The sequence below is a fragment of the Pseudomonas alloputida genome, assembly GCF_021283545.2.
Taxonomy (GTDB): Bacteria; Pseudomonadota; Gammaproteobacteria; order Pseudomonadales; family Pseudomonadaceae; genus Aquipseudomonas; species Aquipseudomonas alloputida.
Genome location: NZ_CP128540.1, coordinates 5,072,354 through 5,090,348 on the forward strand (window position 1 = coordinate 5,072,354; position 17,995 = coordinate 5,090,348).

Annotated in this window: 20 protein-coding genes; 7 read left to right on the forward strand and 13 right to left on the reverse strand. The window is 62.8% G+C overall.

All coding sequences use genetic code 11. The features are described from left to right. Positions 1-32 precede the first annotated feature (32 nt). Entirely contained in the window at positions 33-776 is a 744-nt protein-coding gene (locus tag LU682_RS23535; RefSeq protein ID WP_049587384.1) for a thioredoxin fold domain-containing protein, read from the reverse strand. Positions 777-929: 153 nt separating this feature from the next. Beyond that, positions 930-1,826, reverse strand: a complete 897-nt coding sequence (gene xerD / locus LU682_RS23540) for a site-specific tyrosine recombinase XerD (protein WP_003252154.1) — start codon at positions 1,824-1,826, stop codon at positions 930-932. Positions 1,827-1,894: 68 nt separating this feature from the next. On the opposite strand from xerD, the gene LU682_RS23545 reads away from it, so the two are divergent. Next, a complete protein-coding gene (locus LU682_RS23545; RefSeq protein ID WP_060488850.1) occupies positions 1,895-3,700 on the forward strand; it encodes a cation:proton antiporter in 1,806 nt (601 codons plus the stop codon). Positions 3,701-3,703: 3 nt separating this feature from the next. On the opposite strand, the gene LU682_RS23550 is transcribed toward LU682_RS23545, so the two are convergent. From LU682_RS23550 to ffh, 6 genes are all read right to left on the reverse strand, one after another. Beyond that, positions 3,704-4,111, reverse strand: coding sequence for an acyl-CoA thioesterase (locus LU682_RS23550; protein WP_010952562.1), 408 nt, complete (start codon positions 4,109-4,111; stop codon positions 3,704-3,706). A gap of 94 nt (positions 4,112-4,205) precedes the next feature. Then, complete coding sequence (gene rplS, locus LU682_RS23555) at positions 4,206-4,556, reverse strand: 50S ribosomal protein L19 (protein WP_003252148.1); 351 nt, start codon at positions 4,554-4,556, stop codon at positions 4,206-4,208. Positions 4,557-4,598: 42 nt separating this feature from the next. After that, entirely contained in the window at positions 4,599-5,351 is a 753-nt protein-coding gene (gene trmD, locus LU682_RS23560; protein ID WP_003252146.1) for a tRNA (guanosine(37)-N1)-methyltransferase TrmD, read from the reverse strand. 3 nt (positions 5,352-5,354) lie between these two features. After that, entirely contained in the window at positions 5,355-5,891 is a 537-nt protein-coding gene (gene rimM, locus LU682_RS23565) for a ribosome maturation factor RimM (protein WP_003252144.1), read from the reverse strand. A gap of 5 nt (positions 5,892-5,896) precedes the next feature. After that, positions 5,897-6,148, reverse strand: a complete 252-nt coding sequence (gene rpsP / locus LU682_RS23570; protein ID WP_003252142.1) for a 30S ribosomal protein S16 — start codon at positions 6,146-6,148, stop codon at positions 5,897-5,899. A gap of 259 nt (positions 6,149-6,407) precedes the next feature. Next, the gene (gene ffh, locus LU682_RS23575; protein ID WP_003252139.1) at positions 6,408-7,784 is read right to left on the reverse strand and encodes a signal recognition particle protein; all 1,377 of its coding nucleotides are present in this window, start codon (positions 7,782-7,784) and stop codon (positions 6,408-6,410) included. Between the two features lie 312 nt (positions 7,785-8,096). Between ffh and LU682_RS23580 the strand changes: the two genes are divergently transcribed. From LU682_RS23580 to LU682_RS23590, 3 genes are all read left to right on the forward strand, one after another. After that, positions 8,097-8,906 carry a cytochrome C assembly family protein gene (locus LU682_RS23580; protein ID WP_014592195.1) on the forward strand — a complete coding sequence of 270 codons (810 nt, stop codon included), beginning with the start codon at positions 8,097-8,099 and terminating at the stop codon, positions 8,904-8,906. A 9-nt stretch (positions 8,907-8,915) separates the two neighbouring features. Beyond that, positions 8,916-10,121, forward strand: a complete 1,206-nt coding sequence (locus LU682_RS23585; protein ID WP_232857196.1) for a transporter associated domain-containing protein — start codon at positions 8,916-8,918, stop codon at positions 10,119-10,121. Positions 10,122-10,392: 271 nt separating this feature from the next. Next, positions 10,393-11,691 (forward strand): MFS transporter, encoded by a 1,299-nt coding sequence (locus tag LU682_RS23590; RefSeq protein WP_010952558.1) that lies wholly within the window; start codon positions 10,393-10,395, stop codon positions 11,689-11,691. Positions 11,692-11,728: 37 nt separating this feature from the next. Here the strand turns inward: LU682_RS23590 and purT are convergent, their stop codons facing one another. From purT to LU682_RS23615, 5 genes are all read right to left on the reverse strand, one after another. Further along, positions 11,729-12,910, reverse strand: a complete 1,182-nt coding sequence (gene purT, locus LU682_RS23595) for a formate-dependent phosphoribosylglycinamide formyltransferase (RefSeq protein ID WP_010952557.1) — start codon at positions 12,908-12,910, stop codon at positions 11,729-11,731. Positions 12,911-12,986: 76 nt separating this feature from the next. Continuing rightward, positions 12,987-13,454, reverse strand: coding sequence for a 7-cyano-7-deazaguanine/7-aminomethyl-7-deazaguanine transporter (locus LU682_RS23600; protein WP_010952556.1), 468 nt, complete (start codon positions 13,452-13,454; stop codon positions 12,987-12,989). Between the two features lie 77 nt (positions 13,455-13,531). Continuing rightward, the gene (locus LU682_RS23605) at positions 13,532-13,723 is read right to left on the reverse strand and encodes a DUF1289 domain-containing protein (protein ID WP_162490565.1); all 192 of its coding nucleotides are present in this window, start codon (positions 13,721-13,723) and stop codon (positions 13,532-13,534) included. A gap of 1 nt (position 13,724) precedes the next feature. Next, on the reverse strand, positions 13,725-14,249 hold the full coding sequence (locus LU682_RS23610) for a gamma carbonic anhydrase family protein (protein ID WP_010952554.1): 525 nt from the start codon (positions 14,247-14,249) through the stop codon (positions 13,725-13,727). A gap of 43 nt (positions 14,250-14,292) precedes the next feature. Further along, positions 14,293-14,892 (reverse strand): CoA pyrophosphatase, encoded by a 600-nt coding sequence (locus tag LU682_RS23615; RefSeq protein WP_010952553.1) that lies wholly within the window; start codon positions 14,890-14,892, stop codon positions 14,293-14,295. Positions 14,893-15,015: 123 nt separating this feature from the next. On the opposite strand from LU682_RS23615, the gene LU682_RS23620 reads away from it, so the two are divergent. The 3 genes from LU682_RS23620 (at position 15,016) to LU682_RS23630 (ending at position 17,987) form a co-directional block, all read left to right on the forward strand. Next, on the forward strand, positions 15,016-15,567 hold the full coding sequence (locus LU682_RS23620) for an NUDIX hydrolase (RefSeq protein WP_010952552.1): 552 nt from the start codon (positions 15,016-15,018) through the stop codon (positions 15,565-15,567). Between the two features lie 22 nt (positions 15,568-15,589). Then, positions 15,590-16,144: a L,D-transpeptidase family protein gene (locus LU682_RS23625; protein ID WP_010952551.1), complete on the forward strand. Its 555-nt coding sequence runs from the start codon at positions 15,590-15,592 to the stop codon at positions 16,142-16,144. 160 nt (positions 16,145-16,304) lie between these two features. After that, entirely contained in the window at positions 16,305-17,987 is a 1,683-nt protein-coding gene (locus tag LU682_RS23630) for a ShlB/FhaC/HecB family hemolysin secretion/activation protein (RefSeq protein WP_049587377.1), read from the forward strand. Positions 17,988-17,995 lie beyond the last annotated feature (8 nt).

A 17,995-nucleotide genomic window follows, 5' to 3' on the forward strand; every position in this document is an offset into this window, starting at 1 on the left:
GTCACCCCATGACGACGGCGTACTGAACTGGATTACTTGGCAAGTGCCAGCTTGGCGACCTGTGGTGCCGGCTGGTAGCCCGGAATGACCTGGCCGCTTTCAAGAACAATGGCCGGCGTGCCGTTGACCCCGATCGACTGCCCCAGCTGGAACTGCTTGCTGACCGGGTTGCTGCACTTGGCGGCCTTGATTTCTTCACCTTCGACCATTTTGTCCATCGCCCCGCGGCGGTCGCTGGAGCACCACACCGCCTGCAACTGCTGGTCACCCGACGAACCGAGGCCCTGGCGCGGGAAGGCGACATAGCGCACTTCGATACCGCGACGGTTCAACTCGGGCACTTCGGCGTGCAGCTTGTGGCAGTACGGGCAGGTAGTGTCGGTGAACACGGTGATGTGCGACTTGGTCTCGCCTTTGGCAGGATAAACCACCATCTCGCCGGCTGGAATGCCGTTGATGAGCTTGGCGATACCTTGGCGTTCGGTTTTTTCGGTGAGGTTGACCGGCTTGCCGTCCTGGATCTGGAACAGATAGCCCTGCATCACGAACTGTCCGTCAGCGCTGGCGTACAGCACGCGGCCGCCCTGCAGCTTGACTTCATAGAGGCCGTTGAGCGGGCTGCTGGCCACGCTTTCCACAGGCACTTCCAGTTCGAGGTTCTGCAACGATTTACGGATGGCCTGCTCGGCACCGGCGTTGCTATCGGTTGCCGCGGCAACGGCAAAGGTACTGGCCAGCGCCAACGCGGCGGCGGCGAAAAACTGGGTCACGCGCATGGGAACTCCTGAAGGCGGACAGGGGCCGGAGGGCGCCACCTGCGGAAAATACGCGGTGACCGTGCGGCCCTTGGTGCAAACCGCCCAAGCCTACCACATCACGCCGCCAGTGAAGGGGGTCGCAAGGACCGGTCGGCGGAACATGAAAAACATTCATCCACGCGGGTGGTGCTGGGCGTGCAACTGCTGCAGGCGCGCCTTGGCGACGTGGGTATAGATCTGCGTGGTCGACAGGTCACTGTGGCCCAGCAGCATCTGTACCACCCGCAAGTCGGCACCGTGGTTGAGCAGGTGGGTGGCGAAGGCATGCCGCAGGGTGTGCGGCGACAGCGGCTTGTCGATGCCGGCAACCCGTGCGTGGTGTTTGATACGGTGCCAGAAGGTCTGGCGCGTCATCTGCTCGCCGCGCTGACTGGGGAACAGCACGTCGCTGGGCCGGCCATTGAGCAGTTCGGCGCGGCCATCGCGCTGGTAGCGCTCCAACCACACCACCGCCTCTTCACCCATGGGCACCAGACGCTCCTTGCTGCCCTTGCCCATCACCCGCAGCACACCCTGGCGCAGGTTGACCTGGTCGAGGGTCAGGCTGACCAGTTCGGTAACCCGAAGGCCGCACGCGTAGAGCACTTCGAGCATGGCACGGTCGCGCTGGCCAATGGCTTCGCCCAGGTCCGGAGCCTGCAACAGGGCTTCGACGTCGGCTTCGGACAGCGACTTGGGTAGCGGCTTGCCCAATTGCGGCATGTCGACCTGCAGGGTCGGGTCGATGGCCACCAGCTTTTCCCGCAGCAGGTAACGGAAGAAGCCGCGCAGGCCGGAGAGGAAACGCGCCGTGGAACGTGGCTTGTAGCCCTGATCCAGGCGCCAGGCCAAGTGATCGAGGATCAGGTCGCGACCGGCGTCCGGCAGCGATACCGAATGCTCCTGCAACCAGCCATTGAACAGGGCCAGGTCGCTGCGATAGGACACGCGGGTGTTGTCGGACAGGCCTTTTTCCAGCCATAGGGCGTCAAGGAACTGGTCGATCAGGGGGTGGTCGAGGGCGGGCATGAAATCTCGGTGGCAAACGACGAAATGGCGCTTAGTCTTTCATAACAACGCCGGCATAGGGAGCCCGCATGAGCGAACAGCAGATCCTTCTGAGTGTGGGCGGCATCGGCGCCGCGGCGCTCGCCTGCCAGTGGCTGGCCTGGCGCCTGAAGTTGCCGGCAATTCTGTTTCTGTTGTTGGCCGGGATCCTTGCCGGCCCAGCGCTGGGATGGCTCGACCCCGAGGCGCTGTTCGGCCCATTGCTGATGCCGCTGGTGTCGCTGTCGGTGGCGCTGATTCTGTTCGAAGGCAGCCTGACCCTGCACCTGTCGCAGTGGCGCGAGATCGGCAGCGTGGTGCATCGCCTGGTCACGGTGGGCGCACTGGTCACCTGGCTGGTGATTGCACTGGCAACCCACTGGCTGCTCGGGTTCGACTGGCCGCTGGCGATTCTTTTCGGCACCTTGACCCTGGTGACCGGCCCCACGGTGATCGTGCCCATGCTGCGCGTGGTGCGGCCAAAGGCAGCGATCGCGAACATCCTGCGTTGGGAAGGGATCATGATCGACCCGATCGGCGCGCTGCTCGCCGTGGTGGTCTACAGCTTCATCATCGCCAGCGCCGAGGGTAACGGCCTGAGCCAGAGCCTCATCACCTTCGCCGGTGTGCTCTTCTGCGGCACCACCCTGGGCGCGGCGGGGGGCTGGCTGCTGGGGCAAATCATGCGCGAACAGTGGCTACCAGAGTATCTGCACAACCTCGCGTCACTGGCGGCGGTACTGGGGATATTCATCGCCGCCAACCAGATCATGCACGAGTCCGGGCTACTTGCCGTGACCGTGATGGGCATGTGGCTGGCCAACATGCGCGGGGTTGATGTGCGGCAGATCCTGCACTTCAAGGAAAACCTCAGTGTCCTGCTGATTTCCGGCCTGTTCATCCTGCTGGCTGCACGCCTTGACCTGCATGCCCTGCTAGGCCTTGGCCCTGCTGTGCTGGCATTGTTGCTGGTGATCCAGCTGCTGGCACGCCCGCTCAACGTCTGGCTGGCCACACTGGGCTCGACACTCAACTGGCGGGAGCGCGCGCTGCTGGCCTGGATTGCGCCACGCGGCATCGTCGCGGCGGCCGTTTCAGCCATTTTTGCCATCCGCCTGCACCAGGCCGGCCACCAGGATGCCTTGCTGCTGGTACCGCTGACCTTCGCGGTCATCATCGGCACGGTGGTACTGCAAAGCGCCACGGCCAGGCCGCTGGCACGCTTGCTCAAGGTCGCCGAACCGGCACCCAGCGGGTTTCTCGTCGTCGGTGCCAACGAACCGGCCCGGGCCATTGCCAAAGCCCTTCAACACCTGGGCTGCCGGGTTTTGCTGACGGACTCCAGCTGGGAAAACATCCGCGCCGCACGCATGGACGGGCTCACGACCTACTTTGGCAACCCGGCCTCGCAGCATGCCGACGCCCATCTTGACCTGGTCGGCCTCGGGCACTTGCTGGGCCTCTCTCCCGCCGGCGAAATCAATGCCCTGGCCTGCGCCAGGTTCCGTCATGATTTCGGCCACAGCCGGCTGTTCGTGCTAGCCAGTGGTCTGGAGAAACAACGTAGCGACAAGCACCGGGCGGCCGAAGAGCACCGCGGGCATCTATTGGGGACCAAACCGATGACCTATCTGCAACTGGCCAACCGTCTGCATCAAGGCGCCGAGCTGTATAGCACCAACCTGACCGAAGGCTTTGGCTGGGATGCCTACCAGGCACTGCATGGCGAGCGGGCACACTTGCTGTTCGCCCGCGATGGCCAGGGCTGGGTCCATGTAGCCAGCCCTGATAACCCGTTGCAGCCGCAGCCGGGCTGGACCCTGGTGGCCTTGATCGAGCCTGCACCGGAGCCGTGATACTCAGGCGCCTGGCAGCACGGGCACCGGGCGCTTGTCCTCGTCGATGGCGACGAAGCTGAACACCCCATGGATCGCCCGTTCACGGCCATCCAGGTACATGTTCTCGACAAACACATCCACCTGCACCTGCAGGCTGGTATTGCCAACCTTGATCACCGTCCCCACCAGCTCGACGATCGAGCCCGCCGGAATCGGGTGCTTGAAATCGATGCGGTCGGTAGACACGGTCACCAACGGCAGGCGGCAGAAACGCGTGGCAGCGATGAACGACACTTCGTCCATCCAGGCCAGGGCGGTGCCGCCGAACAGGGTGTTGTGGTGGTTGGTGGTATTGGGGAACACCGCCTTGGTAACGCGGGTCACCGACAGTTCGGTGCGGCGCTGGATTTCCTGGTCTCGGGTCGTCATGGCAATCACATTTTCGGGGTTTCAAAACGCAAAAAAGCAGCCCGAAGGCTGCTTTTTTCTCGCTAGGCGGCCTCGGCCACCGGGCAAACTGCACTCAGGACAGTTTTTCCTTGATGCGAGCGGCTTTGCCGGACAGGTCGCGCAGGTAGTACAGCTTGGCTTTACGCACGTCACCACGACGTTTCACGGCCAGGCTGTCGATTTGCGGGCTGTAGGTCTGGAAGGTACGCTCTACGCCAACGCCGCTGGAGATCTTGCGCACGGTGAAGGCGCTGTTCAGACCGCGGTTACGCTTGGCGATAACGACGCCTTCGAACGCCTGCAGACGGGAACGCTCACCTTCCTTCACTTTAACCTGAACGACAACGGTGTCGCCTGGTGCGAAGGTCGGGATTTCCTTGCTCATCTGCTCGGCTTCGAGCTGCTGGATGATCTTGTTGGTCATGCTGTGCTCCTAAGATGGATACGCGATCCACCATCGATACGTTTAACTATCGTCCCGCTCGCGGAGATATTCCTCGAGCAGCTTCTTCTCTTCTCCAGAAAGCGAGCGACTTTCCAGAAGATCGGCGCGTCGTTCGAAGGTCCTACCAAGGGACTGCTTCATCCTCCAACGCCGGATATGTGCATGGTTGCCACTTAGCAACACGTCGGGAACACGCTGATCCGCATACACCTCAGGCCGGGTGTAGTGCGGGCAATCGAGCAGACCGTCGGTGAAGGAATCTTCTTCCGCCGAGTCCACATGCCCTAAAGCTCCGGGCAGCAGTCGCGTAACCGCATCGATCAGTACCATGGCCGGCAGCTCGCCACCGGAAAGCACATAGTCGCCAATCGACCACTCCTCATCGACATGAGCCTCGATAAAGCGCTCGTCGATGCCTTCATAACGACCGGCGATCAGGATCAACGATTCCTGTTCGGCCAGGCCTTTGACCGCCTGCTGAGTCAGCTTGCGGCCTTGTGGCGAAAGGTAGATCACCTTCGCCGCTGCTCCGGTCGCCTGCCTGGCGCTAACCAAGGCGTCTTCCAGAGGCTTGATTTTCATCACCATGCCCGGACCACCGCCAAACGGCCGATCATCTACCGTGTGGTGACGATCTGTGGTGTAGTCCCGCGGGTTCCAGCAAGTCACCTGAAGCAACCCTTGTTTCACCGCGCGGCTGGTAATGCCGTACTCCGTGATGGCCGAGAACATCTCGGGGAACAACGTGATGACGTCTACGCGAAGGTTACCCATCGTTTAGAAGTCCGCGTCCCATTCGACCCGCATCACGCCTGCTTCGAGGTCGATTGCCAGCACACATTGCTCCGTATAGGGCAACAGACGCTCGCGATCATCCAGGCTGCCTGCGCAGGGCTTGACCACCATTACATCGTTCGCACCGGTCTCCAACAGGTGATCGACCTTGCCGAACAGTTGTTCGTCCTGGTTGATGACCTTCAGACCTACCAACTGGTACCAGTAGTACTCGTCGGCAGCCAGGTTGGGCAAAAGGCTCCGCGGGATGCAGATTTCGTAACCGCTCAGAAGACGGGCTTCATCGCGATCGTCGAGACCTTTCAGCTTCACGACCAGGCCCTTTTGGGAGCCACGACCGCTGACCAGCTCGACCTGCTTTACCTTGCCTTCGTGCCGAAGCGTCCAGCGTGGATAATCCAACAGGTTTTCAATCGGATCGGTAAAGGAATACACCTTCACCTCGCCGCGAACGCCGTGAACCGAAAAAATCTTGCCAACGACGATGAGGTCGTCAGCCTTTTCTGGCGTCGCGTTCATACTATTCAGGCAGCGGCCTTGGCAGCTTCCTTCAGCAGCTGAGCAACACGCTCAGACGGCTGTGCACCCTGGCTCAGCCAGTAGGTGACGCGCTCTTGGTTGACCGACAGCTTAACTTCGGCGCCAGCAGCGATTGGGTTGAAGAAACCTACGCGCTCAACGAAACGGCCGTCACGGGCGTTACGCGAGTTGGTCACGGTCAGGTGGTAGAATGGGCGCTTTTTCGAGCCGCCACGGGCCAGACGAATGGTTACCATGTGAACATCGTTCCTATAGTCGGTGCTGCAGTTGATACAGCAGCTGGTACTGCAAATCTGAATGCCAAATAGGCACACGGGTGCCCAAAAGGCCGCATATTCTCGGGGAATACACGGACATTTGCAAATGACTTTTTCGGCAAGGCCTCGCCCTGCCGTCCAGATTTGCCGGTTGCGCCGCGAAATTCGCGGCTGTTGCCCCGCTACAGCGGGGGTTCTGGGCGCCTGCCCGACAAAAGGCAGGCACCCGGATCAGGGGTTACAGCTTTGGCATGCCGCCACCTGGCAGCATCCCACCGAGGCCGCGCATCATCTTGGCCATGCCGCCTTTGGCAGAAAACTTCTTCATCATCTTCTGCATCTGCTTGTGCTGCTTGATCAGCCGGCCGATGTCCTGCACCTGGGTACCGGAACCCAACGCAATACGGCGCTTGCGCGAACCGCTGATCAGGTCAGGGTCGCGGCGCTCGGCCGGGGTCATGGAGTTGATGATCGCTTCCATCTGCTTGAACTGCTTTTCGGCCGCGCCCTGGGCGTTGCCCATTTGCGACAGGTTGACCCCGCCGATGCTCGGCAGCTTGTCCATCAGGCCGCCGAGGCCGCCCATGTTCTTCATTTGCTGCAGCTGGTCGCGGAAGTCTTCGAGGTCGAAGCCCTTGCCCTTCTTCAGTTTCTTGGCCAGCTTGTCGGCCTTGGCCTTGTCGATGGTCTGCTCGGCCTGCTCGATCAGGCTGAGCACGTCGCCCATGCCGAGGATGCGCGAAGCGACGCGGTCGGGGTGGAACGGCTCGAGGGCCTCGGTCTTCTCACCCATACCGATGAACTTGATCGGTTTGCCGGTGATTGCACGTACCGACAGCGCAGCACCGCCTCGGGCATCACCGTCAACCTTGGTCAGCACCACACCGGTCAGCGGCAGCGCCTCGCCAAAGGCCTTGGCGGTGTTGGCAGCGTCCTGGCCGGTCATGGCGTCGACCACGAACAGCGTCTCGATCGGTTTGACGGCAGCGTGCAGCGCCTTGATCTCGTCCATCATGTCGGCGTCGATGTGCAGACGGCCGGCGGTGTCGACGATGACCACGTCAATGAACTTCAGCTTGGCTTCACGGATGGCGGCTTCGGCGATGGCCACCGGCTTCTGGCTGATATCGGACGGGAAGAAGGTGACGCCGATATCGTTGGCCAGTGTTTCCAACTGCTTGATCGCCGCCGGACGATAAACGTCGGCAGACACCACCATCACGCTCTTTTTCTTGCGCTCTTTAAGAAAGCGCGCCAGCTTGCCGGCGGTGGTGGTCTTACCGGCGCCTTGCAGGCCCGCCATCAGCACGACGGCAGGCGGGGCGGCGTTCAGTGCGAGGTCTTCGTTGGCCGCGCCCATCAGGCTTTCCAGCTCGGCCTGGACGATCTTCACGAAGGCCTGGCCCGGAGTCAGGCTGCGCGACACCTCGGTCCCGACCGCACGATCCTTGACGCTGTTGACGAAATCCTTGACTACCGGCAGGGCAACGTCGGCCTCGAGCAGCGCCATGCGCACTTCGCGCAGCGTGTCCTTGATGTTGTCTTCGGTCAGCTTGGCCTTGCCGGTGACATGGCGCAGCGTCTGTGACAGGCGGTCGGTCAGGTTTTCGAACATGGTGATCCTTTCAGGCCCAGTAAAGCCGAGGTTTGTCAGGTGCCAGGGGGGAAACACACACCCGCCGGGCACAGCAAGGCGGCGATTATAGCGAAGTGCAGCGACGACGCACACCTTGGTAGATATTCGGTGGCTGTGCTGGCCTCTTCGCGGGCGCGCCCGCTCCCACAGGATCCTCACTACCTGCAGGCCTGCGCCATACCTGTGGGAGCGGGCGTGCCCACGAATGCCCCGACACAAGCCTTCAGTCTTCCTTGATCAGCGGAATCTATGCCAAACTCCGTCTCTTTAAAGGCTCGCCAACCAGGACTTATGTTCTCCTCACCCAGCCTCATCCCCAACCTGATCGCAGCCGGCCTATATATAGCGGCGGCCATCTACCAGGGCTCATACCTGTCCCAGGGCCGCAAGGCCGAAAAGCGCCTGCTTGGCCTGCTGGGTGCCATCGCGGTCCTGGCCCAGGCCGGTGCACTGTTCTTCCAGCTGATCACCCCGCTGGGCCTGAGCCTGGACTTCTTCAGCGCCGCCAGCCTGATCGCCGTGGCGGTCATCTCCCTGACCCTGCTGGCCTGCCTGCGCATACCCGTGGAAAACCTGCTGGTGCTGCTGTTCCCGCTGGGTGCGGTGACCGCGCTGCTGGCCCAGTTCGCCCCCCCCGGCACGGTACCGCTGATCAACGAAGAACCCGGCATCCTTGCGCACATCCTGTTGTCGATCCTGGCCTACGGGCTGTTCACCATCGCGGTGTTCCAGTCGCTGCTGTTGCTGCTGCAGGACCGCCAGCTGAAGAACAAGCACCCGTCCGGGCTGATCCGCAACTTCCCGCCACTGCAAACCATGGAAAGCCTGCTGTTCGGCTTCCTCTGGGCCGGCTGGTGCCTGCTGTCGCTGTCGCTGATCTCCGGCTGGCTGTTCCTCGACAACCTGTTCGCCCAGCACCTGGCGCACAAGACCTTGCTGGCCTGTGTCGCCTGGGTGGTGTTCAGCGTGCTGCTGTGGGGCCGCACCCGCCTGGGTTGGCGGGGCCACATGGCCATCCGCTGGACGCTGAGCGGTTTCTGCCTGCTGATGCTGGCCTATTTCGGCAGCAAGCTGGTTCGCGAATTCATCTTGCATATCTGACGGCCGACCATGGACACCCTGCCGTACGCACCGCTATTCGGCACTCTGGCACTGGCCCTTTTGTGGTCAGCACTGTTCACTGCCGTGGAGGCTGCCCGCCTGCAGCTCAATGGCACACTGCGCGCCGGCGAAGACGGCCATCCCGTGCTGCCAGCCCAGGCCTTGGTGCTGTGCGCCAGCCTGGGCAAGCTGCTGGTGCTGTGGCTGGCCTGCCTGGTGGGCCAGCGCCAGAGTGGCGAGCACGGCTTCTGGCTGGCAGGCCTGGCCGCGACCCTCACCTTGCTGGTGTTTGCCGAGTATCTGCCGCGGCGCCTGGCCCGGCGTAACCCGCAGGCGTTCGTGAGCCTTGGTGCCAGCCTGCTGAAAGTGCCTCTCGCACTGCTGCAGCCACTGGCCTGCCTGCTGGACGGCGCCGCCAAGCTGATTCTGCGCCCGCTCCGGGCACAGCCCACAGCGGTGGCCCTGCACACGCAGGAGGCCGACGACTTCGATGAGGATGAACAGCACGAAGCGCCTCGCCAGGGTCTGCTCGACGGCCTGCAGTCGCTGGACAAGATCACCGTCAACGACATCCTGGTGCCGCGCAACGAAGTGGATGGCATCAACCTCGACGAGCCGATCGAACGCATCGTCGAGCAGCTGATCGTCAGCCGCCACACCCGCCTGCCGGTCTACCACAACGACATCAACCAGGTCGAAGCGATCCTCAACACCAAGCTGATCAGCCACCTGCTGCCCAAGGCCGAGCTGACCCTGGAAGCGCTGCACAGCGCCTGCTACGAACCTTATTTCGTACCAGAAAGCACGCCCCTGCAAATGCAGTTGTTGAACTTCCACAAGCAGCAACGCCGCTTGGGCGTGGTGGTGGACGAGTACGGCGAAGTACTGGGTATCGTCACCCTGGAAGACATTCTCGAAGAGATCGTCGGCGAGTTCGAGGACGAGCAAAGCCTGGAAAACCCGCATGTGCACCCGCAACCCGACGGTACCTTCGTCATCGATGGCACCGCTTCGTTACGCGAAATCAACCGCACCCTGAGCTGGCACCTGCCCTGCGACGGCGGGCCGAAAACCCTCAACGGGCTGGTTACCGAAGCGCTGGAAAGCATCCCGGAAAGCGCTGTTTGCCTGAAAATAGGCCGCTATCGCCTGGAAATCCTTGAAACAGAGGACAATTGCGCCAGCAAGGTACTGGTGTGGACCGTGACCCGATAGCTATACTCGGGTCACGCTTACCCAGCCCCGCCGTCACGCCCGCTACCCGCACCCGGCGCTCCACGGCCAGTCCGCTCCACTGATACGCCCTGCGGTCCTGCGTCAACACCCCGAACAGTACCCGCCCCGCCCCTACCCCCTTGGGCTATTGTCAGTCGGGCGCACACAATAAAACGCTCCGGCGCCCGCTTAACCGTACCCGCCCTTTTGCAGGGCATGCCGTCGCGGGCCAAGCCCATGGAGCCGGACCAGACTGTCAGGGACCTCCTCAATGACAAGCAGCACTTATGCCCAAGCGCCTGCCGCGCCAGTCAACTCGCCTGCGCGGGTAGCCACTGCCAGCTTCATCGGCACCGCCATCGAGTTCTATGATTTCTACGTCTACGCCACCGCCGCAGCCTTGGTGATCGGCCCGGTGTTCTTCCCGTCCGGGTCGGGCACCGCGCAAATGCTGGCCGCCTTCCTCACCTTCGGTATCGCCTTCCTCGCCCGGCCACTGGGCTCGGCATTGTTCGGCCATTTTGGCGACCGTATCGGTCGCAAATCCACGCTGGTCGCCTCGCTGCTGCTGATGGGCGTATCCACCACCGCCATTGGCGTGCTGCCAGGCTATGACAGCATTGGCGTGTGGGCGCCGATCATTCTCTGCCTGCTGCGTTTTGGCCAAGGCCTGGGCCTGGGCGGCGAATGGGGTGGCGCGGCCCTGCTGGCTACCGAAAACGCCCCGGAAGGCAAGCGGGCCTGGTTCGGCATGTTCCCGCAGTTGGGCCCGTCAATCGGCTTCCTGGCGGCCAACGGCCTGTTTCTGACCCTGGCCCTGGTGCTCAGCGACGAGCAGTTCCGCGAGTGGGGCTGGCGCATTCCGTTCCTGCTCAGCGCCGCACTGGTACTGGTAGGCCTGTACGTGCGCCTGAAGCTCGAAGAGAGCCCGGTGTTCGCCAAGGCCGTTGCCCGCCACGAGCGGGTGAAAATGCCGGTGGTCGACCTGTTCTCCAAATACTGGCTGCCAACCCTGCTGGGCGCTGCGGCCATGGTGGTGTGCTATGCGCTGTTCTACATTTCCACGGTGTTCTCGCTGAGCTACGGCGTAACCACACTGGGCTACAGCCGCGAAACGTTCCTTGGCCTGCTGTGTTTCGCGGTGGTGTTCATGGCACTGGCCACACCGTTGTCGGCCTGGCTCAGTGACCGTTACGGGCGCAAGCCGGTACTGATCGTCGGCGGCCTGCTGGCGATAGCTTCGGGCTTTACCATGGAGCCACTGCTGACCTCGGGATCGACTGCAGGCGTGGCGCTGTTCCTGGCCATCGAGCTGTTCCTGATGGGCGTGACCTTCGCGCCGATGGGTGCACTGCTGCCAGAGCTGTTCCCGACCCACGTGCGTTATACCGGTGCCTCGGCGGCGTATAACCTGGGCGGTATCGTCGGCGCCTCGGCAGCACCGTTCTTTGCCCAGAAGCTGGTGAGCATGGGGGGTTTGAGCTGGGTGGGGGGTTATGTGTCGGTGGCGGCGGTGATCAGCCTGATTGCCGTGCTGTGCCTGAAAGAGACGCGCAATACCACGCTGTAAGCCACTGGGGCCGCTTTGCGGCCCCAGCACTCTCGGATCAGAACTCGACCTTGACCGCCTGCGAAGCGCGGGTCGCCTTGGCCCGCGCCAGTTCGACCGATTCGTCACGCGCCAGGCACACACCCATGCGGCGGGTGCCATTGATTTCCGGCTTGCCGAACAGGCGAATGGCGGTATCCGGCTCGCTCAGCGCTGCGCCCAGGTTGGCGAAGCTGGTCTGTTGGGACTGGCCTTCGGGCAAGATCACTGCCGAAGCCGACGGGCCGAACTGACGCACCACCGGAATCGGCAGGCCGAGAATGGCGCGAGCATGCAGGGCGAATTGCGACAGGTCCTGGGAAATCAGGGTGACCAGACCGGTGTCATGCGGGCGCGGCGACACTTCGCTGAACCACACCTGGTCGCCCTTCACGAACAGCTCCACACCAAACAGGCCACGACCGCCGAGGGCATCGGTGACCGCCTTGGCCACGCGCTGCGATTCAGCCAGCGCTTTCGGGCTCATGGCCTGTGGCTGCCAGGACTCCTGGTAATCGCCCTTCTCCTGACGGTGGCCGACAGGTTCAAGGAAGGTGGTACCGCCCACGTGGCGCACGGTCAGCAGGGTGATCTCATATTCGAAGTCAATGAAACCTTCGACGATCACCCGGCCCTTGCCAGCGCGGCCGCCCTCCTGGGCATAATCCCACGACTTCTGCAGGTCAGCATCACTGCGCAGCAGGCTCTGGCCCTTGCCCGACGAGCTCATCACCGGCTTGACCACGCACGGGTAACCCAGGTCGGCTACGGCCTTGGCGTAGTCTTCATAGGTGTCGGCGAAGTGGTACGGCGAGGTTGGCAGGTCCAGCTCTTCGGCAGCCAGGCGGCGGATGCCTTCGCGGTTCATGGTCAACTGGGTGGCGCGGGCGGTGGGCACCACGGTGAAGCCTTCGTTTTCCAGCTCGACCAGGGTGGCGGTGGCGATGGCTTCGATTTCCGGCACGATGTAGTGCGGCTTCTCGGCTTCGATCACCGCGCGCAGGGCAACGCCATCGAGCATGTTGACCACATGGCTGCGGTGCGCCACCTGCATTGCCGGAGCATTGGCGTAGCGGTCGACGGCGATTACTTCGACGCCCAGGCGCTGCAGCTCGATTACCACTTCCTTGCCCAGCTCGCCACAGCCGCAGAGCAGTACACGGGTCGCGGTGGGCGACAATGGGGTTCCGATACGGGTCATTTCAGGTCCTCGAAGGCATCCGGGGCCGCGCCAGGCTAGGCGCCACCCGCTGAAAAAGGACCGCTATTCTACACCATCAACCGGCCACGGCGGCCCGCCGGGCGCGAAATGCCATGGCCAGCCACACCGCGGTTACACCGGCGAATTTCGAGGCCATCGCGGTGCCGATCACTGCCGGGGTCAGCGCGCCGATCATGCCGAAGAAAATGAAGGTATCCACCGGGATGCTCAGCGCCGAACTGAGCCACAGGCGGTCGCGCAGCGGCCGACGGGTGATGCTGAACACCAGCCAGTCGATCAGCTCGGAAATGAAGAACGCAGTGGCGCTGGCCAGGGCGATGGCCGGCTCCGAGGTGACATAGGACAGCACCAGTGCCACCAGCATGGCGACCAGGGCGCCATGACCAAAACGGGTCTGCACCATGTCGCGCAGGATGAACACCAGGCCGCCCCAGGCAGACCAGATGATGTCCAGATGCGGGGCACTGGAGAAGGCGTAGTTGATCAGCACTACGCTGCTGATGTAGGCAATCAGATAGAACATGGCGGGCTGTCTGTGGGCAAGCCGTACAGATTACCGCTGGGCCGTTCGCGGGTAAACCCGCTCCTACAGGGTTCGCGTCAGGCCTGCATGATGAGGCCGGCTTCTAATGCCCGTTCATGGCAACGCTTGAGCACCGCCCGACGCTCGTCGTTGTCCATCCGCCCCCAGCGACCAATCTCGGCCACGGTACGCTGGCAGCCGGTGCAGATATCCTGCTCGTCCAGCGCACAAATACTCACGCACGGCGAAGCCACCGGCCGCTCGACCACTTCACTCATCATCAACCACCAGATCCCGCGCATAACGCTGGGCATTGTGCACGTAATGTGCGGCACTCGCTTCAAGCATGCGCTTCTGCTGCTCGGTCAGTTCGCGTACCACCTTGCCCGGCGAGCCCATCACCAGCGAACCGTCCGGAATTTCCTTGCCCTCGGCGATCAGTGCATTGGCGCCGATAATGCAGTGCTTGCCAATGCGCGCGCCATTGAGGATCACTGCGTTGATACCGACCAGGCTGAAGTCGCCCACCGTGCAGCCATGCAACATGGCATTGTGGCCAACGGTCACGCCCTTGCCCAACGTCAGTGGCGAGCCCATGTCGGTGTGCATCACCGTGCCATCCTGCACGTTGCTGCCTTCACCGATGTCGATCAGCTCGTTATCACCGCGCAACACCGCGCCAAACCACACACTGGAATGGGCTTGCAGGCGCACGTTGCCAATGAGCGTGGCGTTGGGGGCGGCCCAACTGGTGGGGTGGCTCTCGACCCGCAGGTCGCCCAGGCGATATTTCATGCTTGTTCCTCAGGCTGCGACGCAGACGGCGGGGTAGGCCCGCTCAATTTTCGATGTGACGCTCAGGGGGGTGATGCAGGCTGATACCGGCATCGAACAGCAGGTTGACCAACTCGACGATCATGATCGCCGACAACCCCCAGATCTTGTATTCACCATAGCGGTAACTGGGCACATACCAGCTACGCCCCTGGTAATCGATACGGTGGGTATGATCGCGCGGGTCCTGCCGGAAGAATTCCAGCGGCACGGTGAATACTGCCGCGATCTCGGCATCATTGGCGCGATATTCGACGAAGTCCGGGATAAGCCCGACGAATGGCGTCACTTTCAGGCCATGTAGCGAAATCAGCGGGCTGAGCGGACCAATCACCTCCACCAGGCCAGGGGGCAGGCCGATTTCTTCTTCAGCCTCGCGCAGGGCAGTAAAGACCAGGTCCGGGTCTTCCGGGTCGCGGCGGCCACCGGGAAAGGCTACTTCGCCACCGTGGGTAGACAGGCCCTTGGCGCGCAGGGTCAAGACCAGTTCGGGCGCTTCGCTGCGGGTAATGGGCAAGAGGACCGCCGCTTCGGGGAACCGCCTGTCGGTTTCCAATGACGCGGGTTGGTGGTTGCTCATTCGGCGAAGTAGCTCGTCCAGCATTGCGCACGCTCGTATCCAGGTCCTGTGTTGCATGATGCACCAAAGCCGCGAAGCACCCAAGCCCCAGCGCTTGCGGCGGCACGGTGGCCGAGCCAAGATAGCCTTGAGCATAAGGAACCACACATGAAATTCTGCAGCGCATGCGGCCAACCGGTCAGTCAGCGGATCCCCGAGGGCGACAGCCGCCTGCGGTACGTCTGCGGCTCTTGCCAGACCATCCACTACCAGAACCCCAACATCGTGGCCGGCGTATTGCCGACCTGGGGCAGCCAGGTGTTGCTGTGTCGCCGCGCCATTGAGCCGCGCCGGGGTTTCTGGACCCTGCCCGCCGGTTTCATGGAAAACGGCGAAACCCTCGACCAGGCCGCGCGTCGCGAAACCGTCGAGGAAGCCTGCGCCCGGGTCGGGCCGACGTCCCTGTACCAGCTGTTCGATCTGCCGCACATCAGCCAGGTGCATGTGTTCTTCCGCGCCGAGTTGGCGGACCTGGACTTTGCCGTCGGTGTCGAAAGCCTGGAGGTGCGGCTGTTCGAAGAACATGAGATACCGTGGGACGAGCTGGCTTTCCGCACCGTCACTCGCACACTAGAATGCTACTATCGCGACCGCATCGGCCAGCACTACCCCATAGGCCATGAATACCTGCCGCCGATGAACGTTTCGCCACACACCTAAACGCCTTCAGGGATACTGTTACATGCGCTGGTTGCTTGCCCTTTTCTGCCTTTGCGTTACCTCGGTGTCCCAGGCGGCCTTCACCGAAACCATCATCCGCAAGCCCGCGCCGGCAGCGCAAACTCCCTCGCCTTCGCAGCAAGCCATGCAACCGTTGATCGACAAGGTGCTGGTGATCAAGTCGGAGCGCCGCCTGCAGTTGATCAGCCGCGGCGAGCCGCTGAAAACCTACCGCATCTCGCTGGGCAAGCAGCCCAAGGGCGCCAAGGAACGCGAAGGCGACAAGAAAACCCCCGAGGGCTTGTACTGGCTGGACTGGCGCAAGCAGAGCGACCGCTTCAACCTGGCCATGCACATCAATTACCCGAACATCAGCGATGCCGCCCGCGCGACCCGGGCAGGGGTGAATGCCGGCAGCATGATCATGATTCACGGCACGCCGATCAACGATGAATACCCGGAATGGTACTTCCATACCCTGGACTGGACGGATGGTTGCATTGCCATGCGCAACCGCGACATGCAGGAAGTGTGGGACCTGGTTCGGGATGGAACGCTGATCGAGATCCGCCCTTGATATAGAGCCTTCCGGCAAAAGTTGTAGGAACCTTCTCACCATTTAGCGCGAACTTGCCTGACAGGTGCTTAGGCAGGGTACTGCATCCATACGAGTGGCTTAATTTCTAGCATCCACGCAGACGAGTACGAAAACCGTACATCATTTGCGGGGTGCTTCAATGCCGTGCCTGATTCACCGCATCGCCCATTGGCTGTCGGCCGGTTGCCTTTCTGGCTTGCTGTCCATTCCCCAGGTGCTGGCCGACGACCCTGCCAGCCAGCAGTTGCGCGATCAACAGCATGGGCTGCGGCAACTGGAGCAACAGCAGCGGCTGGAACGCTGGCAGCGTATACCCGTCCCGGCTGAACCGACCAACAGCACTTCCCACCGCCCGCACGATGATCGCTGCTGGGCAGTCGATGGCGTGCGCGTGGCGGGCATGCACCGGCTTTCGAACTCGGCACTGGCGCCCACCATCCGTGCCCTCACGCCTGCCTGCATGGGCATCGCCGACATCAACCGGCTGCTCAAAGCCATCACCCAACGTTATGTACAAGCCGGCTACCCAACCAGCCGCCCCTACCTGCGCCAGCCCCCAGCAGAGGGCATGCCGTTGGACATCGTCATTGTCGAAGGCTTTGTCGAAACCATCGAACTGGCTGGCCCCGACCTACCCCTGTCTCTCTCCAGTGCCTTCCCAGGCCTGCTTGGGCAGCCACTGTACCTGCCCGACCTTGAGCAAGGCCTGGACCAGCTCAACCGCCTTCGCGCCTATGAACTGGGCGCCACCTTGCTGCCCGGCGAACTGCAGGGCGGCACCCGCGTGGTCGTGCAGCCGGGCAAGGTTGCTTCACGCTGGCACCTGGACAGCCGCTTCGACAACCGGGGCAGCGAGCTGACCGGCCGCCACCGCGTCAACCTCGGCATTGGCCTGGACAGCCCGCTTGGCCTCAATGATGAGCTGCGCCTGTCGTTGGCCCGCACGGTGCTCGATACGCCCGGCCAAAGCCAAGGGATATCGTTGTACTACAGCATCCCCTACGGCGCCTGGACCTTTGCCCTCAGCGCCAGCCAGCTAAGCTATCAAGCCCCCCTCCCCTACAGCGACAAGGCTGCCGACGGCAGCAGCAGCTATCAGGGCCTGAGTGTCGAGCGGGTATTGTGGCGCAACCAGCAAGGCATGCTCAGCGCCAGCGCCCGTCTGGACCGCAAGCAGCTGATCAACCGCAGCGCTGGCGCGGTTATCGTCCAGCAGAGCCCGACGCTGGCCACGGTAGAGGCCGGCATCAACCTGCTGTGGCTCGAAAGTGGCCTGTGGAACGGTTACTTCGGCGTTGCCCAAGGCATTGACGCATTGGGTGCCGACCGCTCGCCCCTGGGTGCTCATCGCCTGCGCCCGGACTTTCGCAAGTACCGCGCCAACCTGCTGCACCTGCGTCAAGGCCCGGCACCCAGCCCTTGGCGCTGGCAGAGCGAGCTGGCCATGCAGTACAGCCGTGACCCGCTGCCTGCCGTCGAACAGCTGCTGGTCAGCGACGATTCGGCTGTCCGCGGCTTTCGTCTGCACACTTACTCCGGTGCCAGCAGCGCCGTCTGGCGCAATACGTTCAGCCAGGCGCTGCCACGGACCTGGGCCCCACCTTTCGAGATACGCCCCTACATCGGCCTGGACCTGGGCTGGGTTCGCACCGCCGAAGGCAAACCGTCACAGCGCCTGGCCGGGGCCGCCGCAGGGTTGGAACTGAGCCTGCCCGGCAGCCGCCTGCGCCTGGACTACCAACGCGCCTTGTACACCAGCGACCTGCCCCGCCCGCGGCTGGAGCCCGGCTTCTGGGTGCTGGACTGGACCCTGAGCATCTGATTCACCCA

Coding starts and splice junctions, on each gene's coding strand:
- LU682_RS23535 (WP_049587384.1), bottom strand. CDS start 776: ATGCGCGTGACCCAGTTTTTCGCCGCCGCCGCGTTGGCGCTGGCCAGT.
- xerD (WP_003252154.1), bottom strand. CDS start 1,826: ATGCCCGCCCTCGACCACCCCCTGATCGACCAGTTCCTTGACGCCCTA.
- LU682_RS23545 (WP_060488850.1), top strand. CDS start 1,895: ATGAGCGAACAGCAGATCCTTCTGAGTGTGGGCGGCATCGGCGCCGCG.
- LU682_RS23550 (WP_010952562.1), bottom strand. CDS start 4,111: ATGACGACCCGAGACCAGGAAATCCAGCGCCGCACCGAACTGTCGGTG.
- rplS (WP_003252148.1), bottom strand. CDS start 4,556: ATGACCAACAAGATCATCCAGCAGCTCGAAGCCGAGCAGATGAGCAAG.
- trmD (WP_003252146.1), bottom strand. CDS start 5,351: ATGGGTAACCTTCGCGTAGACGTCATCACGTTGTTCCCCGAGATGTTC.
- rimM (WP_003252144.1), bottom strand. CDS start 5,891: ATGAACGCGACGCCAGAAAAGGCTGACGACCTCATCGTCGTTGGCAAG.
- rpsP (WP_003252142.1), bottom strand. CDS start 6,148: ATGGTAACCATTCGTCTGGCCCGTGGCGGCTCGAAAAAGCGCCCATTC.
- ffh (WP_003252139.1), bottom strand. CDS start 7,784: ATGTTCGAAAACCTGACCGACCGCCTGTCACAGACGCTGCGCCATGTC.
- LU682_RS23580 (WP_014592195.1), top strand. CDS start 8,097: ATGTTCTCCTCACCCAGCCTCATCCCCAACCTGATCGCAGCCGGCCTA.
- LU682_RS23585 (WP_232857196.1), top strand. CDS start 8,916: ATGGACACCCTGCCGTACGCACCGCTATTCGGCACTCTGGCACTGGCC.
- LU682_RS23590 (WP_010952558.1), top strand. CDS start 10,393: ATGACAAGCAGCACTTATGCCCAAGCGCCTGCCGCGCCAGTCAACTCG.
- purT (WP_010952557.1), bottom strand. CDS start 12,910: ATGACCCGTATCGGAACCCCATTGTCGCCCACCGCGACCCGTGTACTG.
- LU682_RS23600 (WP_010952556.1), bottom strand. CDS start 13,454: ATGTTCTATCTGATTGCCTACATCAGCAGCGTAGTGCTGATCAACTAC.
- LU682_RS23610 (WP_010952554.1), bottom strand. CDS start 14,249: ATGAAATATCGCCTGGGCGACCTGCGGGTCGAGAGCCACCCCACCAGT.
- LU682_RS23615 (WP_010952553.1), bottom strand. CDS start 14,892: ATGCTGGACGAGCTACTTCGCCGAATGAGCAACCACCAACCCGCGTCA.
- LU682_RS23620 (WP_010952552.1), top strand. CDS start 15,016: ATGAAATTCTGCAGCGCATGCGGCCAACCGGTCAGTCAGCGGATCCCC.
- LU682_RS23625 (WP_010952551.1), top strand. CDS start 15,590: ATGCGCTGGTTGCTTGCCCTTTTCTGCCTTTGCGTTACCTCGGTGTCC.
- LU682_RS23630 (WP_049587377.1), top strand. CDS start 16,305: ATGCCGTGCCTGATTCACCGCATCGCCCATTGGCTGTCGGCCGGTTGC.